29 protein-coding genes are annotated in these 21,353 nt (G+C 48.5%); all 29 read right to left on the bottom strand.

The window, feature by feature from the left end:
• Position 1: 1 nt before the first annotated feature.
• Positions 2–589, bottom strand: a complete 588-nt coding sequence (locus tag MDMS009_RS04125; protein WP_008290129.1) for a YmfQ family protein — start codon at positions 587–589, stop codon at positions 2–4.
• Positions 580–1,644, bottom strand: a complete 1,065-nt coding sequence (locus MDMS009_RS04120) for a baseplate J/gp47 family protein (RefSeq protein ID WP_008290140.1) — start codon at positions 1,642–1,644, stop codon at positions 580–582. Before MDMS009_RS04120 ends, MDMS009_RS04125 begins: the two co-directional genes overlap by 10 nt.
• Entirely contained in the window at positions 1,634–2,095 is a 462-nt protein-coding gene (locus MDMS009_RS04115; RefSeq protein ID WP_008290120.1) for a phage GP46 family protein, read from the bottom strand. Before MDMS009_RS04115 ends, MDMS009_RS04120 begins: the two co-directional genes overlap by 11 nt.
• Positions 2,092–2,643, bottom strand: a complete 552-nt coding sequence (locus MDMS009_RS04110; RefSeq protein WP_008290167.1) for a phage baseplate assembly protein V — start codon at positions 2,641–2,643, stop codon at positions 2,092–2,094. The genes MDMS009_RS04115 and MDMS009_RS04110 overlap by 4 nt, the downstream gene beginning before the upstream one ends.
• Positions 2,643–3,665 (bottom strand): phage baseplate assembly protein, encoded by a 1,023-nt coding sequence (locus MDMS009_RS04105; protein WP_008290121.1) that lies wholly within the window; start codon positions 3,663–3,665, stop codon positions 2,643–2,645. Before MDMS009_RS04105 ends, MDMS009_RS04110 begins: the two co-directional genes overlap by 1 nt.
• Complete coding sequence (locus tag MDMS009_RS04100; protein ID WP_008290153.1) at positions 3,658–4,785, bottom strand: DNA circularization protein; 1,128 nt, start codon at positions 4,783–4,785, stop codon at positions 3,658–3,660. Before MDMS009_RS04100 ends, MDMS009_RS04105 begins: the two co-directional genes overlap by 8 nt.
• A complete protein-coding gene (locus tag MDMS009_RS04095) occupies positions 4,785–6,557 on the bottom strand; it encodes a phage tail tape measure protein (RefSeq protein WP_008290161.1) in 1,773 nt (590 codons plus the stop codon). Before MDMS009_RS04095 ends, MDMS009_RS04100 begins: the two co-directional genes overlap by 1 nt.
• An 81-nt stretch (positions 6,558–6,638) precedes the next feature.
• Positions 6,639–7,019 (bottom strand): phage tail assembly protein, encoded by a 381-nt coding sequence (locus MDMS009_RS04090; protein ID WP_043887794.1) that lies wholly within the window; start codon positions 7,017–7,019, stop codon positions 6,639–6,641.
• Between the two features lie 4 nt (positions 7,020–7,023).
• Positions 7,024–7,374, bottom strand: a complete 351-nt coding sequence (locus MDMS009_RS04085) for a phage tail tube protein (RefSeq protein ID WP_008290154.1) — start codon at positions 7,372–7,374, stop codon at positions 7,024–7,026.
• Between the two features lie 15 nt (positions 7,375–7,389).
• Entirely contained in the window at positions 7,390–8,856 is a 1,467-nt protein-coding gene (locus MDMS009_RS04080) for a phage tail sheath subtilisin-like domain-containing protein (RefSeq protein ID WP_008290164.1), read from the bottom strand.
• A gap of 2 nt (positions 8,857–8,858) precedes the next feature.
• A complete protein-coding gene (locus MDMS009_RS04075; RefSeq protein WP_008290139.1) occupies positions 8,859–9,107 on the bottom strand; it encodes a DUF2635 domain-containing protein in 249 nt (82 codons plus the stop codon).
• Positions 9,108–9,110: 3 nt separating this feature from the next.
• Positions 9,111–9,674 carry a phage protein Gp37 gene (locus MDMS009_RS04070; RefSeq protein ID WP_008290165.1) on the bottom strand — a complete coding sequence of 188 codons (564 nt, stop codon included), beginning with the start codon at positions 9,672–9,674 and terminating at the stop codon, positions 9,111–9,113.
• Positions 9,671–10,090: a gp436 family protein gene (locus MDMS009_RS04065; RefSeq protein ID WP_008290132.1), complete on the bottom strand. Its 420-nt coding sequence runs from the start codon at positions 10,088–10,090 to the stop codon at positions 9,671–9,673. Before MDMS009_RS04065 ends, MDMS009_RS04070 begins: the two co-directional genes overlap by 4 nt.
• Positions 10,091–10,105: 15 nt before the next feature.
• The gene (locus MDMS009_RS04060) at positions 10,106–10,528 is read right to left on the bottom strand and encodes a hypothetical protein (RefSeq protein WP_008290141.1); all 423 of its coding nucleotides are present in this window, start codon (positions 10,526–10,528) and stop codon (positions 10,106–10,108) included.
• 66 nt (positions 10,529–10,594) lie between these two features.
• Positions 10,595–11,665 (bottom strand): Mu-like prophage major head subunit gpT family protein, encoded by a 1,071-nt coding sequence (locus MDMS009_RS04055; RefSeq protein ID WP_008290173.1) that lies wholly within the window; start codon positions 11,663–11,665, stop codon positions 10,595–10,597.
• Positions 11,666–11,702: 37 nt separating this feature from the next.
• Positions 11,703–12,104: a hypothetical protein gene (locus MDMS009_RS04050; protein WP_008290156.1), complete on the bottom strand. Its 402-nt coding sequence runs from the start codon at positions 12,102–12,104 to the stop codon at positions 11,703–11,705.
• A complete protein-coding gene (locus tag MDMS009_RS04045) occupies positions 12,104–13,198 on the bottom strand; it encodes a phage protease (protein WP_008290138.1) in 1,095 nt (364 codons plus the stop codon). Before MDMS009_RS04045 ends, MDMS009_RS04050 begins: the two co-directional genes overlap by 1 nt.
• Before the next feature lie 173 nt (positions 13,199–13,371).
• Complete coding sequence (locus MDMS009_RS04040) at positions 13,372–13,950, bottom strand: hypothetical protein (RefSeq protein ID WP_008290118.1); 579 nt, start codon at positions 13,948–13,950, stop codon at positions 13,372–13,374.
• Positions 13,950–14,402 (bottom strand): hypothetical protein, encoded by a 453-nt coding sequence (locus tag MDMS009_RS04035; protein ID WP_154646946.1) that lies wholly within the window; start codon positions 14,400–14,402, stop codon positions 13,950–13,952. The genes MDMS009_RS04040 and MDMS009_RS04035 overlap by 1 nt, the downstream gene beginning before the upstream one ends.
• 230 nt (positions 14,403–14,632) lie before the next feature.
• Entirely contained in the window at positions 14,633–15,082 is a 450-nt protein-coding gene (locus MDMS009_RS04030; protein ID WP_008290150.1) for a phage virion morphogenesis protein, read from the bottom strand.
• Between the two features lie 96 nt (positions 15,083–15,178).
• Positions 15,179–16,396: a PBECR2 nuclease fold domain-containing protein gene (locus MDMS009_RS04025; protein ID WP_008290145.1), complete on the bottom strand. Its 1,218-nt coding sequence runs from the start codon at positions 16,394–16,396 to the stop codon at positions 15,179–15,181.
• Positions 16,397–16,693: a Gp49 family protein gene (locus tag MDMS009_RS04020; RefSeq protein ID WP_008290712.1), complete on the bottom strand. Its 297-nt coding sequence runs from the start codon at positions 16,691–16,693 to the stop codon at positions 16,397–16,399.
• Positions 16,686–18,251: a DUF935 domain-containing protein gene (locus MDMS009_RS04015; protein ID WP_008290130.1), complete on the bottom strand. Its 1,566-nt coding sequence runs from the start codon at positions 18,249–18,251 to the stop codon at positions 16,686–16,688. The genes MDMS009_RS04020 and MDMS009_RS04015 overlap by 8 nt, the downstream gene beginning before the upstream one ends.
• Before the next feature lie 2 nt (positions 18,252–18,253).
• Entirely contained in the window at positions 18,254–19,780 is a 1,527-nt protein-coding gene (locus tag MDMS009_RS04010) for a terminase large subunit domain-containing protein (protein ID WP_008290169.1), read from the bottom strand.
• A 3-nt stretch (positions 19,781–19,783) separates the two neighbouring features.
• Entirely contained in the window at positions 19,784–20,332 is a 549-nt protein-coding gene (locus MDMS009_RS04005) for a DUF3486 family protein (RefSeq protein ID WP_008290117.1), read from the bottom strand.
• Positions 20,332–20,505 carry a hypothetical protein gene (locus MDMS009_RS16220; RefSeq protein ID WP_008290347.1) on the bottom strand — a complete coding sequence of 58 codons (174 nt, stop codon included), beginning with the start codon at positions 20,503–20,505 and terminating at the stop codon, positions 20,332–20,334. The genes MDMS009_RS04005 and MDMS009_RS16220 overlap by 1 nt, the downstream gene beginning before the upstream one ends.
• Positions 20,502–20,792, bottom strand: coding sequence for a VpaChn25_0724 family phage protein (locus MDMS009_RS04000; protein WP_008290323.1), 291 nt, complete (start codon positions 20,790–20,792; stop codon positions 20,502–20,504). The genes MDMS009_RS16220 and MDMS009_RS04000 overlap by 4 nt, the downstream gene beginning before the upstream one ends.
• A complete protein-coding gene (locus MDMS009_RS03995) occupies positions 20,789–21,124 on the bottom strand; it encodes a DUF2730 family protein (RefSeq protein ID WP_008290353.1) in 336 nt (111 codons plus the stop codon). Before MDMS009_RS03995 ends, MDMS009_RS04000 begins: the two co-directional genes overlap by 4 nt.
• Entirely contained in the window at positions 21,125–21,352 is a 228-nt protein-coding gene (locus tag MDMS009_RS03990) for a TraR/DksA family transcriptional regulator (RefSeq protein WP_081443580.1), read from the bottom strand.
• Position 21,353 lies beyond the last annotated feature (1 nt).

Below are 21,353 nucleotides of genomic sequence, written 5' to 3'. Positions count from 1 at the left end.
ATTATCCTCCGTAGGAAAAAATGAGTGTGGTGTGATCGGGTTTTAATCTATGGAGTGTGCATTCGAGGCGCTTATTGCCCCATGATGCTAATGGCTCATCGACGCGGCCATTCACTCTCCAATAGCTAATCGTTTCTTCAGGCGCATTGACCTGCCATGCAAACTGCCAAGACTGCCCATAAAGCGGTTTATTGACTCGGTCTGCGACTGTCCAGCGCGAAAACTCGGTGATAGTGACTTGATAGCCAATCGATTCTGCAATGGCTATAAAATACGGGATGCTTTGCCCCCCTTTATTGGTCACTTTGGCGTATAGGCTAGCCAGTCGCTGCTGAAGGGTTTGCACGTCATCTACGCACGGATCGGGCAGCGCGTAAGCGGCTTCCCACTCATTAAGCATTTCATAGGTGGTACGCGGGTCTGCTTCGTCTAACAGGTCATCTTCACGGGCGTGAAGGATGGCAAGCTCTTCAGCGGTTGATTCGAACAAGCCGATAAAGTCAGGATCGTGTTGCAGATCGTCCCAAAGCAGGCCGCGAGGCATTAAGGCCATCAGCATAGTGAGGTATTGCTGGGTTTTTATTGCCATGTGATATCACCTGGCACGAGAATTTGGCCTAGCGTTAGCGTGACGTCTTCTGTCGGGCTAACTAAAACATGATCGGTCTCACCAGCAGCGATACTAATCGCTTCTCGGATATGGCTGACTTTGATAGTGCCTTTGCCATTACCATCTTCTGGAATCGCTTCTCGCGAAAGTAAGTCGGCTATTTCGGATTCAACGGCTGCTTTGACAACCGTGGTATTCGGTGTCAACGCGATAGTTAAATCTAAAGCGACAGGGATGGGGGCAACAACATAGATCCCGGCTGTAACAGGGTGCTGTTCAAAAATATAGTCATACACCGCTTCCACTTCAGTCGCATCAGGGATGATGCTGTCATCGTTATCTCTCACGAAACGAACGGTGACAGTGCCTTCACCCATCTCACCCGGATATTGCCATGCACGGGTAACACCTGGCACTTGTTTTGACCATCTAATGTAGTCATGTGCCGCGCCACCTTGAGCCGGTTGCTGGATGTTTTCGATATGACGTTGACGCCAACTTTCAAGCTGCTCGATGTCGGTACCATTGTTAATACCGTCTGCGTCAACGATGGCTTGGCCATTAATACCGGCAAGGGTATCGACAAAGGTTAAGGCAACGCCAGCGATGGCATTGGCTTCAGCGCCTGGCAAAACGGCTGTGACTGAAATAACGGCTTCACCACCGACAATAGTGACTTCATCATCGACTGTGTATTCAACCGCATCAGCACGTTTTAGAGTTTTACCGGCTTCGATAACAGCGCCATTGGTGCCGGTGACTTCACATTGGCCGATCGCGTATTCGAATGGGTTTCGCTCGGTGCCTTCAATTGATGCGAGACGACCAAAGTGCGCTTCATCGGCGCTATCAGGCAATAACTGCTTCGCTTTATAGGCTTGATAGCCATACATCTCATGCATGCCACCCGCCATGACCGTGGCAAAGATATTAAACGGTGAACGGCGCAGACGTGGCTGACCATCGGTTCTGCTATCAATATTCGCCGTTAAACGGGCATGTAATTCTGCCAATGAAGGACGTTTAAACGCCATTGAAAGCCTCCCAGGCATAATTGAAATTTAAAAGCTGGCCGTCTGCTGTTTCGATGTCGATATCTAAGGCTAACCATTCAGCGCGTGGGTAACTGGCTGTGACTTGCACGGAATCAACCACTTCATCATCAATGAGATGCTGCAAGGCTTCATCGGCATAGTCTTCAGCGGCTTTTCGCACAGGCTCGGTTTGCTTTTCACGTTGTAACAACCAAAGCCGTGAGCCGATCAAGTCACCAGAAACAGACGCCAAGGCATCGCCCCACCAGCCACGTTTATCATTGGTGCCATCGGGGATGACGTCATCTGAGTCGGCTTGTCTGTCAGTGAAAAGCGCCACGATGACGGCTGTTTCCAGTATCGCGACGTAGGTAATTTTTAATGGATCGGTTTCCAGCACAAAGCGTGGACGACCATTTTTATTCACCATTTTGATAACAAAATCCATCATGGTGTCATACTCTGATTAGGGTTACTGGTGGTGCCGCCACTATCGCCATTATGATTGTGGCCGTTATAAGTAGAACGCATGCTCGCCATGGTCAGACCATCGCTATCGACGTGATCGATAATGTCGCCGGTGACGTTCAGTTGGCCTTCGATACGAAAAACCGGCACTTTGGCCGTGATTTGTGTGTTGGCAATCAACTCCATCAGGCCACCCTGCTTGAGGTGAACGAGTTGTCCTTGACTATCGTAGAGTGCAACTTCGCCCGGCTTGAGACTGACTTGACGATAGCGCTTATCATCCATCTTGATGCAAACATAGCCATTGGTTTTACCGCCAATAGCCGCGACGACACCTTTTGCTCCGGGTAGTGGCACGGATGTTATGCCGTAATCTTGAATGCGAGGCACCTCAATCACCTCACCAGATAAGGTTTCGATCTGCACCATTTGAATCGGTGGTGCGTCATTGACTTTAAGCAAGGCACCGACACGTAGCATTTGTTGCAGGCCACGTTTTAATGGTGACAGTAATTTCTGTAAGCGACGCATTACCAGACACCGCCTTCATCGTTTGGCTCTGGCAGGGCTTGTAGTTCAAACGCTTCAGGCAAACCAAGGATCAGCTCAGCGCGCAGCCCTTTATCATCAACTATATAGGTGATGCCTACGATCAATAGGTCACGATTGACATTCAGGTAGTGGTCTTTCACTGCGATAAGGCAATTGGGTTCGATCAATTCATCGTCTAAATACCAGCTCAGCATCGTGTAATTAAATGTCTGAGCTTTCGCTGCAGAAATATTTCTATGCCATGTGGCTCTGGCTTTGCAGCCAGCGGCATCTAAGGCATCTTCAGCTAGAATAATTTTAGGTCGATGACGAGTAACGGCTTTATCTGCCACGGTAGCTGACACCGATACCGTATCTATCCAGGCACTGCTGGTTTGGCCTTTAACCGTGTAGTGACTAAAGCGTTCGCGTGATGAGCGTTTACGACTACCGGCTTTAATGTTGACACCGGTTTCTAAACTGCCTTTCAGGCGTCGGGTTCCGGAACGTGTGATTTTTAGGCCACCCAAACCATCAGACACTAGCAGTACTGCTCTGATTTTAGCGACGGTATCGAGCACTTCAAAGGTGCTTTCACCTTCATCTGATTTCATTGTGGCAAACGGTTTGCTGGTATCAACCGTTGAGGACACCGGAATACCGTATGGCTCACAGAGTACTGACGCACCCTCTAATTGGTTACGACCAGCCCACTGAAACGATGGCGCGCTACAATCAACCAGGTCACCGGTTGCATCACGCCCTGCTACTTGAATGCCATTAGTGCTGTCATCATAGCTATGATCAACTTCATCAATATAGCCAGTGATGACCGTGTGATCATCAATCGTCACCTTGCAGGAATCGCCATCGTTAATAGGGCGTGGCGCGCTGTTTTCAGACCATTTATCAGTCAGCTTGAGATTAAACTCATTCGCAATTTGAACAATTGAACGATTGATCCGAACCTCTTCCCAGCCATACCAGTCCAGACCATTCACTTTCAAGGCGACATCATGCATCCAACACCTCCAAAGTCTGACCACCGGGTACAAATCCGGGGTGACCGATGTTATTGCGAGAGACGATATCGGTTGCACGATCAGCGTCTTGGTAGAGCTGATGCGCAATCACTAATGAGGGCAATGTCGCTTGTGGTGTATAGCGACGAACTTGCTTGAGGTTGGCGGCACGTTCTGTCAGGTCTTGAACCATGGAAGCCCGTAAATCTTGCAGTGCGATATAGGTCTCATCGTCTGCCGCTTGCATTTGCTCATCTAATACCTCAGACAGTTCATCACGTGCGGCAATCGCATCTTGAGCCGAGTCATAATCACGGGTACTAGCCACTCTGGCCGCTTCAATTTGTGATGATTGTTGTACCAGGTTAATGATTGCCTGCTGATTTGAGGCTTGCTGAACACGACTTGGCGTGGTGGTTGGCACGGCGGCTGATTCGCTACCAAAGCTGAACAGTTTACGAAACTGAGTCATGGCAGAAAGACTGCCGACACTGCCAATCACCTGCCCCGCTAAGGCATCGGGCAAACCAACAAAATCGGCAATGGTGGCATCGATAACACCTAATCCGGAAAAGCGTGACTCGATATCGGATAAGACGGTTTTCGCCTGTTCTTTCACCCAACCTGGAAAGCCGGTAACGCTGTATGCCGATGTAAATTGTTGCTTCACTACAGCTTGTGCGTTTTTGGCCGCTGCATTGACGCGTTGTTGCGTGTCAACTTTTGATGTTGGCTTGGCGCGTGACTCAGCTTTGTAAAAAGTCAGAGTAAATCGGGCAATACCACCTTCTTTATTGGTTTCACGCAAACTGCTGGGGCCAGCCTGCACACGGACACGTCCGAGGTAACGATGAACTAAGGTGCCAGAGCCTTTTTTGTTTAAAGCCTCAATCAGTTTGTCACGCTGCTGCCTGTAATCTTCACCCACTACAAAAGCAGGAAAGGAGTACACAGCATCTTTGCCGCCTAAGTCTTCGGCATAGGCATCATCTTTAAAGGGATAATCATGCAACTGGACACGGCGACCAAATTCGAGCGTATGGTCATCAACATAAAACTCAACGCCACGGAATGAGGATTGTTGAAGTTGCTCGCGCCATGTCAATACTTGTTCGGCCATTACAGATTCCCCACTGTAGGGCCAGTATCGACATTAATATCCATGTCATCGCTTTGGATATTTTTGACCTGGACACGCTTATCGGTGACTTCAATTTGCAGTTGGCTGCGTTTTTCCGCACTTAATGCGGCCTGAGCATTATCATTACCAAACAAAGCCAAGGCTTTAGCAATCGAACGGCCTAATGCGTCAGCAAACTCAGTGCCTTCTAATGCATTATCATAAATAACCTTACCGGCTCCGTAACCTGCCAAACCAGCAGCGCCAACTGCTAAACCAGCAGTACCCATCGCTCCGGCACCCATCGCTGCTATTGTTTTCATATTTGGCGCTGCTCTAAGCATTTGCCTACGATTAGGTTTTTTTACTTTTGGTTTCTTTTTTGGATCCATACCCGTTGGATCCATGCCGCCGCGCATATTGACAACATAAACAGGCGTTACCCCATCCATCCCGCCTAGTGCACCACCCATGGCGGATTTAGCTTTGCTGCCTTTAACAAAGTCGGAGATACCCTTGCCACCTTTATAGAGTTTCCTCGCTAGGATAGCTGTGCCACCGACTGCAACCAGACCTGCTGCACCTTTGATGAGCATATCCAGTGTTTCTTTATCAATGTCATTGATCGTGTCCGCCAATGATTGAATGTAGGTAGTCAGGTTTGAGTCAGCAAATTGTTGCCAGGCAGTGTAGAGGTTTCGCATAGCGCCTGCGGCATCATTTGCTGCTCTGGTCGAGTCTTCTAATGTGGTGGTGCCATCAGCGTGGACATTCATGAATTTATCTAAGCTTTCCAGCCCACCAGTGCGCTGGAACTCGGCAGTGGAAGAATTGAATGCACGCATGGCTTCTGCATCAAACACGGTGCTTAACAGTGTTTTTTTGCCTTGTGTTTTTTTGATAATGTCGACCATGATTTCATTGATTGGTCGCAACACTTCTTCGCCACGACTTAAAGCTTCAGCATCAAATATTTTGATGCCGCCGCTTTTGAGCATGTCTATTTTCTTAGCATCACTCAGTGTCCGCATTAAGGCTTCAAAAGCCGTCGCTGCCATCTCTGATGAGCCGGTACCCTGACGGATAACCTGCAATGCCGCACCCATCTCACGAATAGCAGGAATACCTTGCCGCCCCATCGAGGTGTAAGCGGTGACAACACGAGGGCCTAATGCCGCAATATTTTGCAAGGTGAACGCGCCTTCTTTACCTTGCACATTGAGTGTGTCGAGTGCCGTAAGCACGTCTTTTTCCAAGACGATGCCCATTTTCTGGAACTCACCTAGCACTTCACCAATCGATGTGCCTTCTGCACCGGTTGCCTGGATGGCTAAACCAATGTTGCGGATATTGGCTTCAGCAAAGTCCAGGTCACCGGTTTTCTCGACAATAGATTCAATCGCGCTGGTGATTTGACTTGGGTCAACTCTGATGTCGGGTGATTGTGCCGTTTCATAGATTTTCTTTTTCAGTTCATCGATTGCTTCAGCACCGATATTGGCTTGAATGCCTAGCCGAGTGAAGCGACGCTCAAGCGAGACTAAAAACTTGGCTGTTCCGGCACCAGCGGCACCGGTCAATAGTGCGGTGTAACGATTGCCTAACTTATCAAGCCCGTTACCAAAGCTGCTGACACTTCTACGCAACACGCCCATTTGACGTTGGCCTGTTTTGCTAAAGCGTTTCCAACGGTCTTCATTAACACGCATCTGGCGGCCGAAGTTACCTCCGGCGTTGATGTTGATGCTGGTTGTTAAGTCGTTTTGGCTCATCGTTTCATTAGCTGCGTATAAAAGAGTCTTAAAGGTCTATTTAATGTGTAGTTAAGAGGCGTCTGGCTGTACTGGCTGAACTTAATCGTCTGCCAGTTCAGGTTCTCCGCCAGACGCATCATGCTTCCCCCGCTGCATGACAGACTCCAGCACTGCCTGGTCTAATCGTTCTGCATGAAACTGAAGCAGCTCAAAATCTTCACGGTGAAATTTACGCAGGTCATCAATATCAACAATGCCGTCATAATCACCAATAGATTCAATCTGCTTCGCCAAGGTATGAAGCCCCATCAATGTCGGACTGACAGCAAACACATAGCCATCATCTGATGCCGTGACACGTTCAGACGCTAGCCCCGCATCAATGATGTCTCCAGGGGTTAACTCTCGCAGCAAGACTGTAGTGTGGGTTTTATCGCCCATTTTGACGCCGTGTTCGAGTGAAATTGTTATCGTGGCCATGCGTTTATACCTTCTCCGCCATATCGCCTGACATCTCGACATCCGCACTGGTCATGCCATGCTCAATCACATTCACAGTGAAGGCGTTACGCATTAAATAACGTTGGCCGGTATCAGTGATAAACGTGACGGTTTTGTTTTTCCACTTATTCACCTCTGTCACGTCAACCGTTGACGTGAGCAGGATTTTAAACTTCAGGTTCGGTGGTGAATCTGATTCGGTGAAATAGGTTTTGCCACCATGGCTCGACGGTTCTCTTGAAACACCACCCGGATCTAACGTGGCTTCGTTTTCTGACTCAATAACACCGCCGTCAATTCTGACTTTTACTTTTCCTGTGACTTGTTCGCTCATTGCTTACTCCTAAATTTAACGACGATATTCAGTGTGCACAGCCGTGACACGTAGGTTATTGATGAGTTTTGGTGAGTCATACATATCCAGACGGTCTGGATCGTCATCATGAATTTCAGCGATGATTGTGGCTTTATAACCTTCATAATCCTGGCACCAGCCGCGATCCATAAAGACGGTATACAAGGCTAAAAACTCATCTTCCATGGCATTAGGCGTCACCACCGCCTGACCGGCTGGAATATCAAAATCATCATCCGCCAGCTTGTGACGCGGGAATTTTTGAGACACCATTGCCCGTTGCTCAAAGCGGATGCGTTCTAATGTTTCTGCCGTGTTGATGTTGAGATAACTGTCATCAGCAAAGCCGGACGCATTGGTTTGATACATACTGATTTGACGTTCAATTCGTACCAATCCACCACGATCAACACTGTAAGTAGCAATACCATCGAACAGCAGCTGATTACGCTCGGTACCATCCCAACGCAGTTCTTTTTTCGGTGGCTTAATACCAGGCAATGCCAGCGTTCTTAGCTGACGTGCCGGGTCAATTTGCAAGGAAGCGGCAGCGACAACACAATTGACGCCAGCCCATAGATAAGGCGGAGTCGGTGAGTCATTGGTACCCATGCAGGTGACGTGTGGGCCATTTCGTCCACTGCCAAAAGTCCCGGTTTCTGAGTGGGTGCCTTTAAACGCAGTAAATGCCCGAAAGCCGATGGCACGCATTGGCCCCCAGCGACTTTCTGCTTCGGCTTCTAGCACCACTAAGTTGGCTGTATCGGTATAAGGCACTGCAAGCCAGTTGTACCATTCATCACCAATAGCAGTGAACACATCAGTAAGATCAGGATTACCGGTACCGCCAGACATGGCCACAAAGGTGAGGCCGACACCATCAGGCAAGGCTTCATCGTAGAAATTGAGTCGCATATCAATATCGTTGCCGGTTTCACCTTTCCACTTACAAGTGATATCGACCTCAGTCGACTCTGCACCATTAACTTCGGCTGTTACCGGTAAGGTCGTCTCTGCCGTAATGGCTGCAACGATAGCGCTGGCAATATCTTCATCCGTGTCAGCAGCGTCAACACCAATGAGTAAGCGATAGCCTGCGATGTAAAGAAAGACTGTGCCTCCTCGCGTGGCCGGGCCAGTAACGGTGATTGACCCGGTTGCTTGTTCACCGCCTGATGCATCATCTAAAGCCAAGAACCACTTTTCAGTAAACTGATCGGCATTGATTTGTGCCTTGCCCATTTCAGCCAACATAGAGCCTCGACCAAAATACGCTTCCAATTCTTCAGGGCTATTGGCACGAACTGCTTGCCCCGCTGGAATCGTGCCGGTTGACAGTCGCTGACCGATAACCAGCATTTTAAAATCAATATTGGCATTACCTGCCAACCGATTACTGAACTCAATGGCTGTAAACGGTAGACGTAATTTTTCAGGAATCGTATCAAAAGAAATAGCCATGCTTATGCATCCTTATCAGTTGAATCTGTGGGTTTGGCAGCAACGGCTTTTTTGGCATCCGTTTTAGCCTTGGCCAACGCTTTTTTAATGTCGGCGTCACTGGTTAGCTCAATCGCATCACCGTCTTTTATCCGCTTCAGGTAATACACTTCACGTGGCACGTATTCACCGTGCTGATTTAACAGACCGCCGCGTAGCTTTCGCACATTGACAGCCTGCTTGGCGGGTTTGATAAAAATTCGGTCTGGCATGGTTTATTGCTCCAATGTTATGTGGTCAATAGCGTCGGGTTCGTCGTCGCCGTCGACCAATGAATGTTCAGCATGAAAGGTGACAAAATCAGCCAACGTTGATGGGTCAAAGTCATTAGGAAATGGCATATTTGGCAACTCAAAAGTGACGGCATACATCGTGGCTTTGAAGCTTTGCTCCAGCTGCATTGAAAACAGATTCCTGACATTCTTCAGCGCCAGTGAACCGACCCCTGCAATCGTCGATTCATGCAGCTTAGGAATCAGTGCCGCTAAAATGTCATAAGCACCAATGGTGGTTGTGTCACCTCGACGCCGGGCGCTGTGGTTACCAACGTGACGGGTGATGACATACACATCAAAACGGCCATTGAGGCTACCGCGTGAGTTGCCTTGACCACCGAGAAACGTGGTGTAAACGCCCGGCGTTCTGTTTGAGGCAACCAACTGTTTCAGTACTGCCAAGTTCAACGCGCTGGGTAACACTTCAGCAGCGCTTAATGTATTGCCAAATAACGCCTGTGCTTTTTCAATGATGTGATCTTCAACGGTGCTAATGCTGTTCATATAAAGCTCTTATCTTTACGGTTAAAGACATTGCCACCGGTGTTGATTTTCACTGTGTTTTGGCTGAGAGGTTTGGCACCTTCTGTACTGATACCAATGCTCAATTCGCCACGGGCGATGCTTTTGAGTGACTTGACTGCTTCGTTGTACCGGTCTTTTACTTCATCGGGCGCTAGATTTTCGTACAAGTAATAGCGTGTAATTTCGCAAGCAATACGCACCAATGACCTTGGCAGCGGGTCAATCGGCAGGCTGTAACGGCCACCCAGATAACCATCAATCATGCTGTCTGAGTCGGCAATGGCTAAATTAATGACGTCCGTGTCCAGCTGACCCGTGTTTTGCTTATCCGTAAGCTGGATCAGTTCATCCTCTCCATATCGGGTGACCAGGTCTTGTTGTGTGCAGTAAGGCATCGTTGAGATATCCGCTTATAGCTCGACAACGCTGAACATCGGATCGGCTTCCAGGATGGCGACCTCTTCTTCGCTCAGCTCGACATCATCACTGCCTGACCAGGCACGACCTAAACGACGAAACCCATCCCGCATCACGGTCACACGGTAGTGTGGTAAAGCGTTCTGTTTGGTGCTTGGTTTAGAATCAGGGTCACTGTCGGTTGTAGTGGTTGTTGTGGTTGTGCTGTTTTTGTCTGAGTCACCGCCACCCCCATTATCATCAGCTTCTGAATTCGTTTTAGACTGAGCCTGCTTTTCGTCCTGAATGACTTTCCAGGCTTCATCACGCTCTTTGGCTGTAATGCTGTCCAGACCATCAAACTTTTTCAGTTCTTCGACGGTAGGCTTTTTGTCGAATGCCTTCTCACGTAGCAGTTGTAGTAAGTTTTCCATCATGCGTTCCTTATCTTGGTTATCAGGGCGGAAAACCGCCCTGATAAAGTTGTCTTAAAGGCTGATTAACTACGCGCCGCCGGTGGAACCGACAGACAGTTGCCAGAAGCCATACACGCCAGTCGCTCGCGCTTCGGCACCAAACTTGTATTCACGCTTATTGAATACATCATCGTTTTCCATATCCGTCTGGCTGACGAAGACAGGCTTCTTACGCATCTGGATAATGAAAGGCTTCACAGCGTTGCGGGTGTGGTGGAGGAACCAGACAGTATCAGACGTTAACCCCGGATTGACTTCAATTTTGGCTGTGCCTTTGTAGGGGTTCGGGCTGTCATCGTCGAGCTTGTCGGCTTCGACCAATTTACGTGCGACAGCTTCCAAAGCCGGTGGCACTTCGAGCAAGTCGGGTACCAGACGCAATGGCATGCCTTCGTCATCGGTGAACTTCATCATTGCAGTACGTGCCGCACCGTAAGACGCCGCTGCAGCCGCTGATGTTGCCGCGCTCAATGCCACTGTCAGTTTGTTCGATACCGAATCTTCATTCACTTCATGATCGGTGTCATAGAAGTACTGACCATCAAGACCTTCATTAATAAAGGCGTTGTTTTTCAGATCGTCCAAGATGATGTCGTGCAGTTCACCCGCTGAGTCACCCGCCATATTGGCTTGGGTGTTGTAGATACCCAAGGTGTCATCTTCGATATCGTTACGATCAACCGCGATGGTCGTTTCCCAATCTTCATTGGTGGCAGTGTATTTACCGGCTTTCAAGGCTTTGACATGCTTTTCACCCACCCATTTACGCATTTTCGGGAAACGTTCTAACCAGGCGTAGTCTTCGGTCTTGGTGCTAGACATGACCTCCATCGCAGTCAGTTGCCAGTTACTGGTTCGGGCTTTGAGTGCGTTATGGAAGACGGTTTTCAGGCCAATAAAAATATCTTGAATAGCCTGTTTGTTAATGATGATGCCGCCAAACGCCAGCATTGGCATTGCATCACCCATCATGGCCGTATTCAATGAGGCAGGGCCGGTCATTAGGCTGGCTGGCAATGACCAGTCAGCCGCCATCGCGGAGGTCATCATTACGAGAGCGCCGACGATGGCCATCGGCAAGAGAATCAGTTTTTTCATGGTGTCATCCTTATTAATTAGCTAAACCAGTGAAGTCTTAGTCGAATTTGACCCAGACGCCGTCAACATCAACGTCGACAATCTTGCCTGCAGCACTACGGGAGCCGGTGTCGTCAGTGTTAGCCACTGTCTGGTCATCGACGATGTAAGCGGTGGCTTCGATATCGGTGCGGTCAATCGAGCCATCGTTTGCAAACAAGAACGTGCCTTTGCGTACATCAATGGCTTTATCACCGGCAGAGCCAGCACCGTTATCAACGTGCTGGTCTGCACGGCCTACGGCTTTCAAACCGGTTGCCGTTGAACCAGCCTCAGCATTGCCAGATGAATCAAGCACAACAATAGAGCCAGCAAAGATGACACTTGATGCCGCCACTGGATGGTTGTGAACTTCACCTAACCGTTGCGGGGTATTACGGTCTTTGGTTAATGCGGCCATTACTTATCTCCTTTGAGTGATTTGGCGTATTCGGCTGGCTCGACACCCAATTGCGTACAAACCGCCAACTGCGCATCAGACAGAACGGGGTTGCCGTCGTCATCGACTTGCTGTGTGGTGGTTTGTTTACCTGTCAGGGCGGCAATGGGGGCGGCTGATTTAAGGTAGGACTTCAGCACATCAACCGGCTGGTCTTTAGCCCACAGCTCCATGGCGGGAGTGAGCTTGCCATCTGCTTTGGCTGCGGCAATCATGGCGTCCTTGTCATTGCCATCCAGGCGCGCTGTCAGAGCAGCAATTTCTTCGCCTTGCTCTTTAATAACAGCCATAGCGGTGTCGGGGGTAGCCGCAGTGGCAGCAGCAACAGCTTCATCAGCGCTATCGGCTTTTTTCTTTAGCTCACCGAGAGCATTGCTAACCGCTGTCAGCGCAGCAAGCCCTGAAGTGTCTTTCAGCTCCAATGTGGTTGCCATGTTGGTAACCTGCTTATTCATAGCAGTCAGAGCTGCAGTCACCGCTGATTCATCGGCATCAGCTGCAAGGCCAAATAATTGGCGTAACAGCTTTAAAGTCTCCTCGTTCATAGAAGCGTCCTCTTGTTTTGGTTGCGGGAGAAGGGAAGCCGCTGCCAATACATCATCCATTCCATCAATGGCTGGGTTATTGGTTAACGCGACATGAAGTAAATCCAAGACATGACCTGTTTTGGGGTCATAGGTGAAAACGGGTGAAATATATTTATATTCTTTGTTGGTGATGAAGCCGTTGGCTTTTGGTGTCCATTCAGGACTAGACAACATGAGACCTTTATCAGGCACCCAACTCAACGCGGCAGGCTTACCCCAACCGGCAGCGGGTGCAGGCTGACCATTTTTAGCAGCCAACAAAGTTTGGTGTTCGTAATCGAAAACGATGTCGTTCTTGCGTGATTGAACGCGATTAATAAGTGCAGCTGCAGAAACATCATCAAGATACCAAGGGCCACTCCCTGCCATCGCACCGCGAGGGGCATCGAACTTGCCAGCAGGAAATAACTGGACGGCACCATCAGTGCCGACCAGTAGTGAGCAGATTGCAAGCGCTACGTTATGCATAGCGACCTTGAGGGAATGATGTCATGGCGAGTCTCCTGTTCGTCGTTTATTTCAAGAACAGGTGCCACTCTACGAATGCGGGGCAAAAAAAATGCCCTGAAACAGTTCAGGGCATTAAATATTTGTTGTTATTGAAGATACCGTCTACGCATAAAAACGGCAACAATCAGAAGTTAAGATGCAACCGCTTGACCTATGCAATTAGCTTCAGCATCCAGCATTGTCCATTTACTACGTACACTTTTTGACGTGACAGCATTATCAATCTTGCGATTTTTTAGAATTAGGAGCAATGCCGTCATATATAGTACCGCCCTTAAAAAGAGTGAACCTCTGACAATGTGATAAAAGACAGTAAGGTGCATTTCTTTTTGGGCTTTTAATATCAGTTTCTTTTGATGCTCTGACTCTGTTTTTAAGAAAGCATCCTCCCAACGCTCTTGATAACGTTTTAACTGAGGACTATTTTTAATATCATTCCGGCCCAAAAATAACGTCAGGATAAAATGCATCGCACTTAACTGATGGGTGTATCTAATCACCCCATTCAAAGTCGTGCGTGTAATGCAATACAATTCATTATCAAAATCAATTTCTCCCGCTTCAGCGGCATTGAATAATTGATCACGTATATCAAAAAGGCGCTGACGAGTAGAGTCGTTCAAATAGCTTCTATACTCAACAAACCAGGCGTACCAAATCCCAATAAATAACGCGATCAGTAATATTGAATCATTCAATTGTGAATCCATCACACATCCTCCGGTCTTGTTTCGCCTCTTGGCGTTAAGTCACTAGATGTTCTCTTACTGTCCACTTCTTTTTCATACATCTCTTTATATGGTTGATAGCGTTCAACCACATTTTTTCTATGTCTTGACTGACCTCTACCATATAAAATCCCGAACACACCAAAGAGACCACCGAGCAAGCCAACTAGATAACTACTCTCTTCAGCTGACTTTTCATCCTTGTTAATTTCAGCGTGGATTTTCGCGTTAATGCCAATATCAGCTTTTGTTGTTTTACCAGCCCATGAAATTGCAACTGGCGATAAAAGATATAGCCCTAAAACCAATGCTGACCCAGCAATAAACCACCTTATAGTTTTTGACCACTCAGCAGCTCGCATTGTTGCGATACTTCCCCGAAGCGATGCATTTTCAACGAGTAAGTCTGTTCTTGATTGATATTTGTCTGCCATCAGGCACAAAAAAACCCGACACCAATCAAACCATCAGCATCAGGGTTACTCCCTATTAGTAGTTATCCATAATAAGGCATATTGTCACAGTTTTACATATCCAAGCAATAGCAACACTATTAAAGACCGCTTAACCCCGTTTAAATTCCCGCACAATCGTTTAATACTTTTATATTCCAATACTGACCGCACATCAACAGTTAAAACAGCTTAGAACGGCACACAGAGATTCAACGTAGTGCATCTTGAAAGTGTTCGTAAAGGGTATCAATTATCATTTGTTCATCGTCTTCTGACACACCCAAGTAGGGCCTGGCGGGAATACCTCGGTCTTCATCACCGAACTGATGGGTCGCGCCCTGGATAAGGTTGGTACCCATTTCCATACTCTGGCTGCTGGTGTTATAGGCTAGCGTGTCACGCATGAATCCTTCTAGCACCAGCACCTTGTCGGCGTTTTTCTTTTTACGTGCCTGATATTTCGGATCGAGTGGCTCCCATGGGTTACTTTCAGGATCGACTTGCTGATCCCATCGATCATGGGTGCTGTTAAGTAAACCTTCACCGATATCGATAAAGGCGGGTTCCAAGTCTTCACCGGCATCGACCAGGGCGCGTAGCCGGGCGGCGATGGCTTTATCCGGGAAGCTATAGTCGATACTGATTGATGCGCCTGCCATTATTCACCTATACTATGTTTATCGGTTGCGATGCTGGCGCGTACGCCCATAGCATCAAAAACCCGCCAACCTGGTGCGTCAGGAAAAGTGGCCCCATCATTCTTCATCCCCATACACCAGATACCCCTTACGCTGACTGTTCAGGTAATTACGGCGTGATGTCGGGATAAACGTCCAGCTTTCCAGTAACCCCTTTCTCACATTGGCCACCGCGACCAGGTACCGGCCTTTACCGATATCGTAGGCTTTGACAATGCGAGAGCGCAGCACCACTTTGCCAGTGCCGTTGTGTTGCTGGAACGATAACCAGACTTCATAAGGATTGGTCAGCAAGTCGTCCAGTAACGGCAGGAACTCAGCACGGGCGGGATCAATATGTTCTGATAATGCCTTGCTGTTGAGCAGAAACGGTAAGCCTCCGGGGGTGTAGAGTTTCTCTTCACCCACTTGTTTTTGCAGCTGCTCATATACTTCTGCTTTTTTATTTAAGCGTGATCCCAACTTCACCGGCGACTTGGTGAAAGGTATCTGTTGTTCTCTGCCAGCTTCAGCCCAGCCTTGTGGTGTGAGCGTTGTCCACTGAGTGCGTGTTTTTGTGTATTGCGCCATCACATCATCAGCCAGCTGCTCACCAAAAGCGGCTCTGCCTGGATTATAGGCGAAGCCCGGATCAACACCTTTGGGTACGCTTACGGTACGAGGCGACGGGCCTCGGACACCGACCACTTTATCTTCCAGTTCTACTGCAGGAGCGTTATCCGGGCCAGTTTTACCGAGCTTATCCATATCGCGTTTGCTGAGTGTTCTGACCCGACACTTGCAACCCCAGCCGTTCTGGGGGTAATGGGTCTGCCAGAATGGGTCGTCGGCATCAAGGATTAATCCGTCCCAGGCTACATGCTCTGGCCGTGGATGCTCGACAGCATCATTGTGTATGTACTGCCAGAATGGTCGAGTGTGTTTGACTTGCTGCATCTGGGCATATCGACCAGCGTTATGGCTTTGATACAGATTGGTCTCGTAGATAACCCGGCTGCGCCAGTTGCGACCACCGTTATAGCCCCAGCCGTGCTTGCTGACTATCTGATCAAAGTCTTTGCGAAAGTCCTTCAGGCTCATGCCTTCAGTAATCACTTTGTCCATTGATGAACGAAAATCGTTAAGCAGGTCTTCTTTCATCGCCCCGGCAATGACAAAGGCACGGGCATGCTGGCCCTCATAGATATCTGTCCAGGATGCCGTCGGCAGGTTCAGCTTGTCACGAAACGCATCAACCGCTTTATTGAAAGGCATGGAGCCGTAATTGATGTTCATTTAGCCAGCTTCATGCAATTTTTGCTTCAGCAGATAACCTTCCAGTTGCCAGATTTTATTTTTGGCATTCTCATAGGCTATCTTCTCACCTATTTCAGCGTCGAAGTTTTCTGGACTAGCGCAAGCTGATTCACCTGTTACAGTAAAGCCATTTTGTAAAGTTAAGCAGCAGACAGTTAATTGGCTTCCTTCAAATACGTGATACTGCTCTGACTTGATTACAGCCTGAAGCATATCTGGAGTTAACCTTGGAGCGTTAAGTTCTTTCTTTTGAATTTCATTTTCTATTTCAGTCATTTTCAGACACCTCATAACGCCCAGCCAGCTCAGCGGTGGCCAGCGCCATTTGAATCACGTCAGCAAGTTCTTCCGGGTCAAGAAAACCGAATGCTTCGACCAGGCGATCCTGAAAGTCTTCTAGCGTGCCACCGTTATCATCCACTTCCTCTAATAAGGATTTAATACGGTTATAAAGGTCGTCTAACGGTGACTGTGCTTGTGTTGCCAGTTGATTCACAACACCATCTAACTCTGTTTCATTATCACCGGCTTTGGCTGCAGCGGTAGCGGCGGCATTCGGGCGTGCAGCATCATTTTGTTCAGGGGTGTTAGTTGGAACCGGTTCATAGCCTTCACCATAGATCTCCGTCAGTTTTTCTTGGTTAAGCCGGTAGCCCATATCGAACAAAAGCTTATCGCGTTCGGCGCGTTCGTTAAGTTCTTCACCTTCCTCAGAGATGAACTTGATACGTGGGCCACGGCGTGGATCGGCACCGGGAATATTGAGTGCAACCATTGGCCAAAGTAGGTCACGGTTTAAGGTGCCAGCAATTTGCCGCACGTCACTGACCAGCAGATCATGACGCACTTCATTATGGATATCACCCAGGTTAGAACCCAGACCGGTATTTTGTGCCGTACTGGTTAAGGTGCCACCGAGAATCGCTTTAGACTGAACCGACTCGCACCAGTTGATCATAAACTGGTATGGGTCGCTGGCTCCCTTGGCGGCCTCTTTAAAATCGACATCCATACCATCGGGCATGATGCCTGCAGCACTGTGGCCGATACCAATGACGGCGCGAAGCAAGGTATTTTTTTCTTCATCACTGGCACCGCTGGGGTAAGTGCCGAGTCGCATTGGTATGCCATAGACTTCCAGAAACTCGGCCAGATCCCGAATGCTGTAGTTTTTAAACAGGTATGGCCATGCGAGGATACGATGCAAACCGCCACGGGCAATGCTGCCAGACTTGGCTTTATGAACATGCGTTACCCAGCCAAACGGCCACAATTCATCACCTCTGCCACCACTGTTACGCAGCAGAATCTTTTTGCGATCATTTTCATCGATGGTAAATAGGCGTGCTGATTGATGCTCTAGCGTTGGTAACAGCGTTTTACCCAGCTTATGCCAACCGAGTTCCAGCATCGAATAGCCTTTGCCAATCGCATCACCGATATCGAAAAGGTGATCTTCGAAGTCTTCCATGTCAAGCAGCCACTCTTTGACCTCTTCGGCAAGCGCTTCTTCTTTTTTATCGGCATTACGCGGTGCGACCACATCCCAATCGACACCCATCAACGCCCGTTTTCGCTTACTCATTTCCGCAAAGACATGGGCATCTTTTTCTTCCATATCTTCAAACAGGTCGGCCTGTTCGACCAGATTGCCTTGTTCAGCTGCTTGCAGAATGCTGGCTAACTTGCGTGGTGTTAAACCACCTGAAGGATGGTTCTCAAACTCTTTACTGATAAAGCCGAGCTTGGATGTTTGCTCTTCACTCAGTGCTTCTCGCACCTGTACTGGCTTACCAGCGGCATCTACGATTTGACTTGTTCTTACTTGTTCCATTGTTACCATCCACCGCCTTTTTGCATCAGGCTGCTGTAGTCGTTGTCGGGGTTGTCGCGTTCGGTTTTGCTGGGGGCTGCTGTCCACTCAATCGGTGAAGCCAAATCAAAGCTGGCAGCATGCGCCATGACCAAACTAATCGCTGCGTCACCGTGTCGGCTTTTGGCAGCATCGGTTTTACCATCGGGCAATTTCGGTACACCTTTAATCACTTGCAGCGCACCGATATCGTCTGCGACATCGGCATCACGCGGGATAAGAATGGTGTCGTCCTCAAACGCAGCTTTGAACTTGGGCATATTATCCAGGTACCAGCTTTGGCTAAGCATCACTTCTTCGACCACATTGACGCCATAGCGGTACTTGGCTTGCTCTGCCAGATACTGACCATTACCACGGGCATCCAGCTTGGCCGCACTGAATCGAGGCAAACGATCACAGATATAAAACAGCACCTGCTCTTGCTGCTTGAACGGCACGTTGTGCAGTTCAACCATAAATGGCACTACGCGCCTGAGCTGCTGACTGATGGTCATCGGTGTCAGCACGGTTAAGTCACCGGAGCGACCAAAATCTTCGCCTAAAACGTGGCGTAAATTGGGATTTAACTGGTCTAAAAGCGGCTTTAAATTAACCTCACACCAGGCCAGCATTTCTGCCTGGCGAAGATGCTCTGGCCACAGGTTGAACTCGGCGGTACCGGAATAGCGCAGCACCGGCACATCATGCATGCGGGACTCACGTAGGGCGCGGCTGATATAGGTGCCACCGCCTTGTTTGGGGACGCAGTCATATTCTTCTTCGGCATCTTCGGTACTGGCAGTATTTTTACGAAGCCCAGCTTTCCATTCGTCTTCGCCTTCTTGTGTCCATTGAATTTTCTGAATTTGGCAGATGCGTTTATAGAGACCCATTTCACACGCATCATCCAGTGTGATTCGATGAACGCTGTAATCTTTTTTTCCAGATCGACTGTCTTCGATGAGTTCATTGAACAGGTTTTCTACGCCATTATGCGTAGAGATGATTCGAATTTTGCTGCCCCACATCGTCAGAGCTAACGCAGCTTTTAAAAGCTCATCAAGTGCATCATGGAATGCCGCCTCATCAATGCAGACATTACCCTGACGACCACGCATATTGCTGGGTCGTGAGCTGAGTGCCTGAATCTTAAAGCCGCTGGCAAAGCGAATAGTGAAGGTGAGAATATCTTTGTCTTCATCTTCAAAGATTTCCTCTTCAATGGCTGAGGCAGCCTTATTGAATGACTTAGCCCACATCGAACAAGCATCAATAAACTCTACGGCCATCTCTTTATTAGAACCAACGTAGTAGCAGTTGGTACCGCCCGCAGCCTTTGACGATGAGGCGGCTAATACTTGATCGGCTGCTTCAGCCCAAGTTAAACCTGTACGTCGTGACTTTTCAGCAAGCTTAAGAATACTGTCATCTGCCATCCAGTTCTTTTGATATGGCAGCAGGACATCATTCGGATCGTAATCTTTGTATATGGCTAAAGCAGCGCCCATCGCTTAACCCAGCCCCAGTATTTCTGTCTTGATTGAATCAATTGCTTTTTGGCTCATGCCTTGGCTGACCATAGACTTTTCAGCTGTCGCTGCAGCTTCGTTAGCGGCTTCGGCTCTGATGGCTTTCTCTCGCTCTTCATTCATATTGGCCGCTGACTCCAGTCGCTGAACAGCGAGTGCCAATTGAGCCAGCATTTTTGGCTCTACAGGGGTATCACCTTCAGCCATATGCATTGCTGAATCAAACGCCATCGTGCGGATGATTTCATTGACTAACTTACCAACCTGGCCTTGCGGTGCAGCGCCCAGCTTGCCGATCCACATGCTGGCCAGTTCGCGTGATTGCTGTAGTTTGGCTCCGACATCTTTCATCTTGACGGCATATCGATTGACCGCAGACTTGCTGACGCGATCATCAGTGCCGAGCTGTTCAAGGATGGCATTGATTTGTGCTGTGGCATCCAGTTGTGAGACTCGCGGATCTCGCAACAGGGTTTGCAGCTGCTCCAGAATATCGGCTGGCAATTGCTCAATGGATGAGGCGCGAGCCATTATTCAGTCGTCTCTACGCTGATGGTGATGGGTGAATAAGAATGTGACATCCCAACACCAAAGAAATAACCAGCGGCAATGATGTAGCAAAAAATAACCACACTCTTTAACACTTCTTTGCCGAAGCTCTTTATATCTTGCTGTAACAGCCAGTTCTTTAATTTTCTAATCATGGTCGCGCTCTCCCAATACCATCAATTCGGCTCCGCCCCAGCGCAACATCGACGCCACGCTGAGTCACCTTGGCAATCAACAATTCACCAACCGTTGTAATCGCCAGCAGACCTTGCTCTTCCAGCCAGCGCAATTCGGTACGAACACGATCAGCAGACACATCATGACCAACACTGGCCAAAATCATTTGCAAGATGTTTTCGTTATGCGAGTAGCCAGGGTCTTGCTCCAATGCCTGCAATAAGGCAAGACGAATAGATTCTGTGAGTATTTGATTAAAGCTCACCGCTTATCTCCTCGTAACAGATAGTCATTGATTAGCGTTAGCTGGGTTGTCATGGCTTTCAAAGAGCCAGTCATTTCGCTGATGTTTTCACTCATTCCATTCATGCGATTGTAGATATTGCTAAGGTCGGTATGCGTTGGTGCACCATTCATTCGCTCTTCAACGATATCCATTCGGCTAACTACTTTAACTATCTGCTGGCTCACTTCTTTAATCTCTGTTTTATTCACGCGATGGCGATTGATTAGCCAGGTGTAAACCCAATTACCTGCAAACAAAAAAGCCAGAAACACATCAAACCAAAACCTGTATGCGGTGTAATCTAATTCCATTTATCGCTCCCGCTTAGCCTTAATGTTTTGACAGTCCACACAGCGCACCGCGTCTGGTCTTGCTTCCAGTCTTTTATTTGGAATCGGCTCACCACAATCCAAGCAATAGCGAATACCGTTTTCTTCATCAGGTTGTTCTGTTTCTCTGCTACTTCGAAGCACCGTCTGAATCGCGATATCCCTGTCTTTTTGTTCGCGCTCCTGGGCGCGGTCGAACACGTCCACCATG

This window comes from Methylophaga thiooxydans DMS010 (genome assembly GCF_000156355.1).
Lineage (GTDB): Bacteria > Pseudomonadota > Gammaproteobacteria > Nitrosococcales > Methylophagaceae > Methylophaga > Methylophaga thiooxydans.
Note: the sequence above shows the minus strand (reverse complement) of the source record. Positions and strands in the feature narration are given on the sequence as shown.

Bases quoted from the DNA above. Each gene is read 5' to 3' on its own strand.
- MDMS009_RS04125 (WP_008290129.1), bottom strand. From the start codon at position 589: ATGGCAATAAAAACCCAGCAATACCTCACTATGCTGATGGCCTTAATG.
- MDMS009_RS04120 (WP_008290140.1), bottom strand. From the start codon at position 1,644: ATGGCGTTTAAACGTCCTTCATTGGCAGAATTACATGCCCGTTTAACG.
- MDMS009_RS04115 (WP_008290120.1), bottom strand. From the start codon at position 2,095: ATGATGGATTTTGTTATCAAAATGGTGAATAAAAATGGTCGTCCACGC.
- MDMS009_RS04110 (WP_008290167.1), bottom strand. From the start codon at position 2,643: ATGCGTCGCTTACAGAAATTACTGTCACCATTAAAACGTGGCCTGCAA.
- MDMS009_RS04105 (WP_008290121.1), bottom strand. From the start codon at position 3,665: ATGCATGATGTCGCCTTGAAAGTGAATGGTCTGGACTGGTATGGCTGG.
- MDMS009_RS04100 (WP_008290153.1), bottom strand. From the start codon at position 4,785: ATGGCCGAACAAGTATTGACATGGCGCGAGCAACTTCAACAATCCTCA.
- MDMS009_RS04095 (WP_008290161.1), bottom strand. From the start codon at position 6,557: ATGAGCCAAAACGACTTAACAACCAGCATCAACATCAACGCCGGAGGT.
- MDMS009_RS04090 (WP_043887794.1), bottom strand. From the start codon at position 7,019: ATGGCCACGATAACAATTTCACTCGAACACGGCGTCAAAATGGGCGAT.
- MDMS009_RS04085 (WP_008290154.1), bottom strand. From the start codon at position 7,374: ATGAGCGAACAAGTCACAGGAAAAGTAAAAGTCAGAATTGACGGCGGT.
- MDMS009_RS04080 (WP_008290164.1), bottom strand. From the start codon at position 8,856: ATGGCTATTTCTTTTGATACGATTCCTGAAAAATTACGTCTACCGTTT.
- MDMS009_RS04075 (WP_008290139.1), bottom strand. From the start codon at position 9,107: ATGCCAGACCGAATTTTTATCAAACCCGCCAAGCAGGCTGTCAATGTG.
- MDMS009_RS04070 (WP_008290165.1), bottom strand. From the start codon at position 9,674: ATGAACAGCATTAGCACCGTTGAAGATCACATCATTGAAAAAGCACAG.
- MDMS009_RS04065 (WP_008290132.1), bottom strand. From the start codon at position 10,090: ATGCCTTACTGCACACAACAAGACCTGGTCACCCGATATGGAGAGGAT.
- MDMS009_RS04060 (WP_008290141.1), bottom strand. From the start codon at position 10,528: ATGATGGAAAACTTACTACAACTGCTACGTGAGAAGGCATTCGACAAA.
- MDMS009_RS04055 (WP_008290173.1), bottom strand. From the start codon at position 11,665: ATGAAAAAACTGATTCTCTTGCCGATGGCCATCGTCGGCGCTCTCGTA.
- MDMS009_RS04050 (WP_008290156.1), bottom strand. From the start codon at position 12,104: ATGGCCGCATTAACCAAAGACCGTAATACCCCGCAACGGTTAGGTGAA.
- MDMS009_RS04045 (WP_008290138.1), bottom strand. From the start codon at position 13,198: ATGCATAACGTAGCGCTTGCAATCTGCTCACTACTGGTCGGCACTGAT.
- MDMS009_RS04040 (WP_008290118.1), bottom strand. From the start codon at position 13,950: ATGGATTCACAATTGAATGATTCAATATTACTGATCGCGTTATTTATT.
- MDMS009_RS04035 (WP_154646946.1), bottom strand. From the start codon at position 14,402: ATGGCAGACAAATATCAATCAAGAACAGACTTACTCGTTGAAAATGCA.
- MDMS009_RS04030 (WP_008290150.1), bottom strand. From the start codon at position 15,082: ATGGCAGGCGCATCAATCAGTATCGACTATAGCTTCCCGGATAAAGCC.
- MDMS009_RS04025 (WP_008290145.1), bottom strand. From the start codon at position 16,396: ATGAACATCAATTACGGCTCCATGCCTTTCAATAAAGCGGTTGATGCG.
- MDMS009_RS04020 (WP_008290712.1), bottom strand. From the start codon at position 16,693: ATGACTGAAATAGAAAATGAAATTCAAAAGAAAGAACTTAACGCTCCA.
- MDMS009_RS04015 (WP_008290130.1), bottom strand. From the start codon at position 18,251: ATGGAACAAGTAAGAACAAGTCAAATCGTAGATGCCGCTGGTAAGCCA.
- MDMS009_RS04010 (WP_008290169.1), bottom strand. From the start codon at position 19,780: ATGGGCGCTGCTTTAGCCATATACAAAGATTACGATCCGAATGATGTC.
- MDMS009_RS04005 (WP_008290117.1), bottom strand. From the start codon at position 20,332: ATGGCTCGCGCCTCATCCATTGAGCAATTGCCAGCCGATATTCTGGAG.
- MDMS009_RS16220 (WP_008290347.1), bottom strand. From the start codon at position 20,505: ATGATTAGAAAATTAAAGAACTGGCTGTTACAGCAAGATATAAAGAGC.
- MDMS009_RS03995 (WP_008290353.1), bottom strand. From the start codon at position 21,124: ATGGAATTAGATTACACCGCATACAGGTTTTGGTTTGATGTGTTTCTG.
- MDMS009_RS03990 (WP_081443580.1), bottom strand. From the start codon at position 21,352: ATGGTGGACGTGTTCGACCGCGCCCAGGAGCGCGAACAAAAAGACAGG.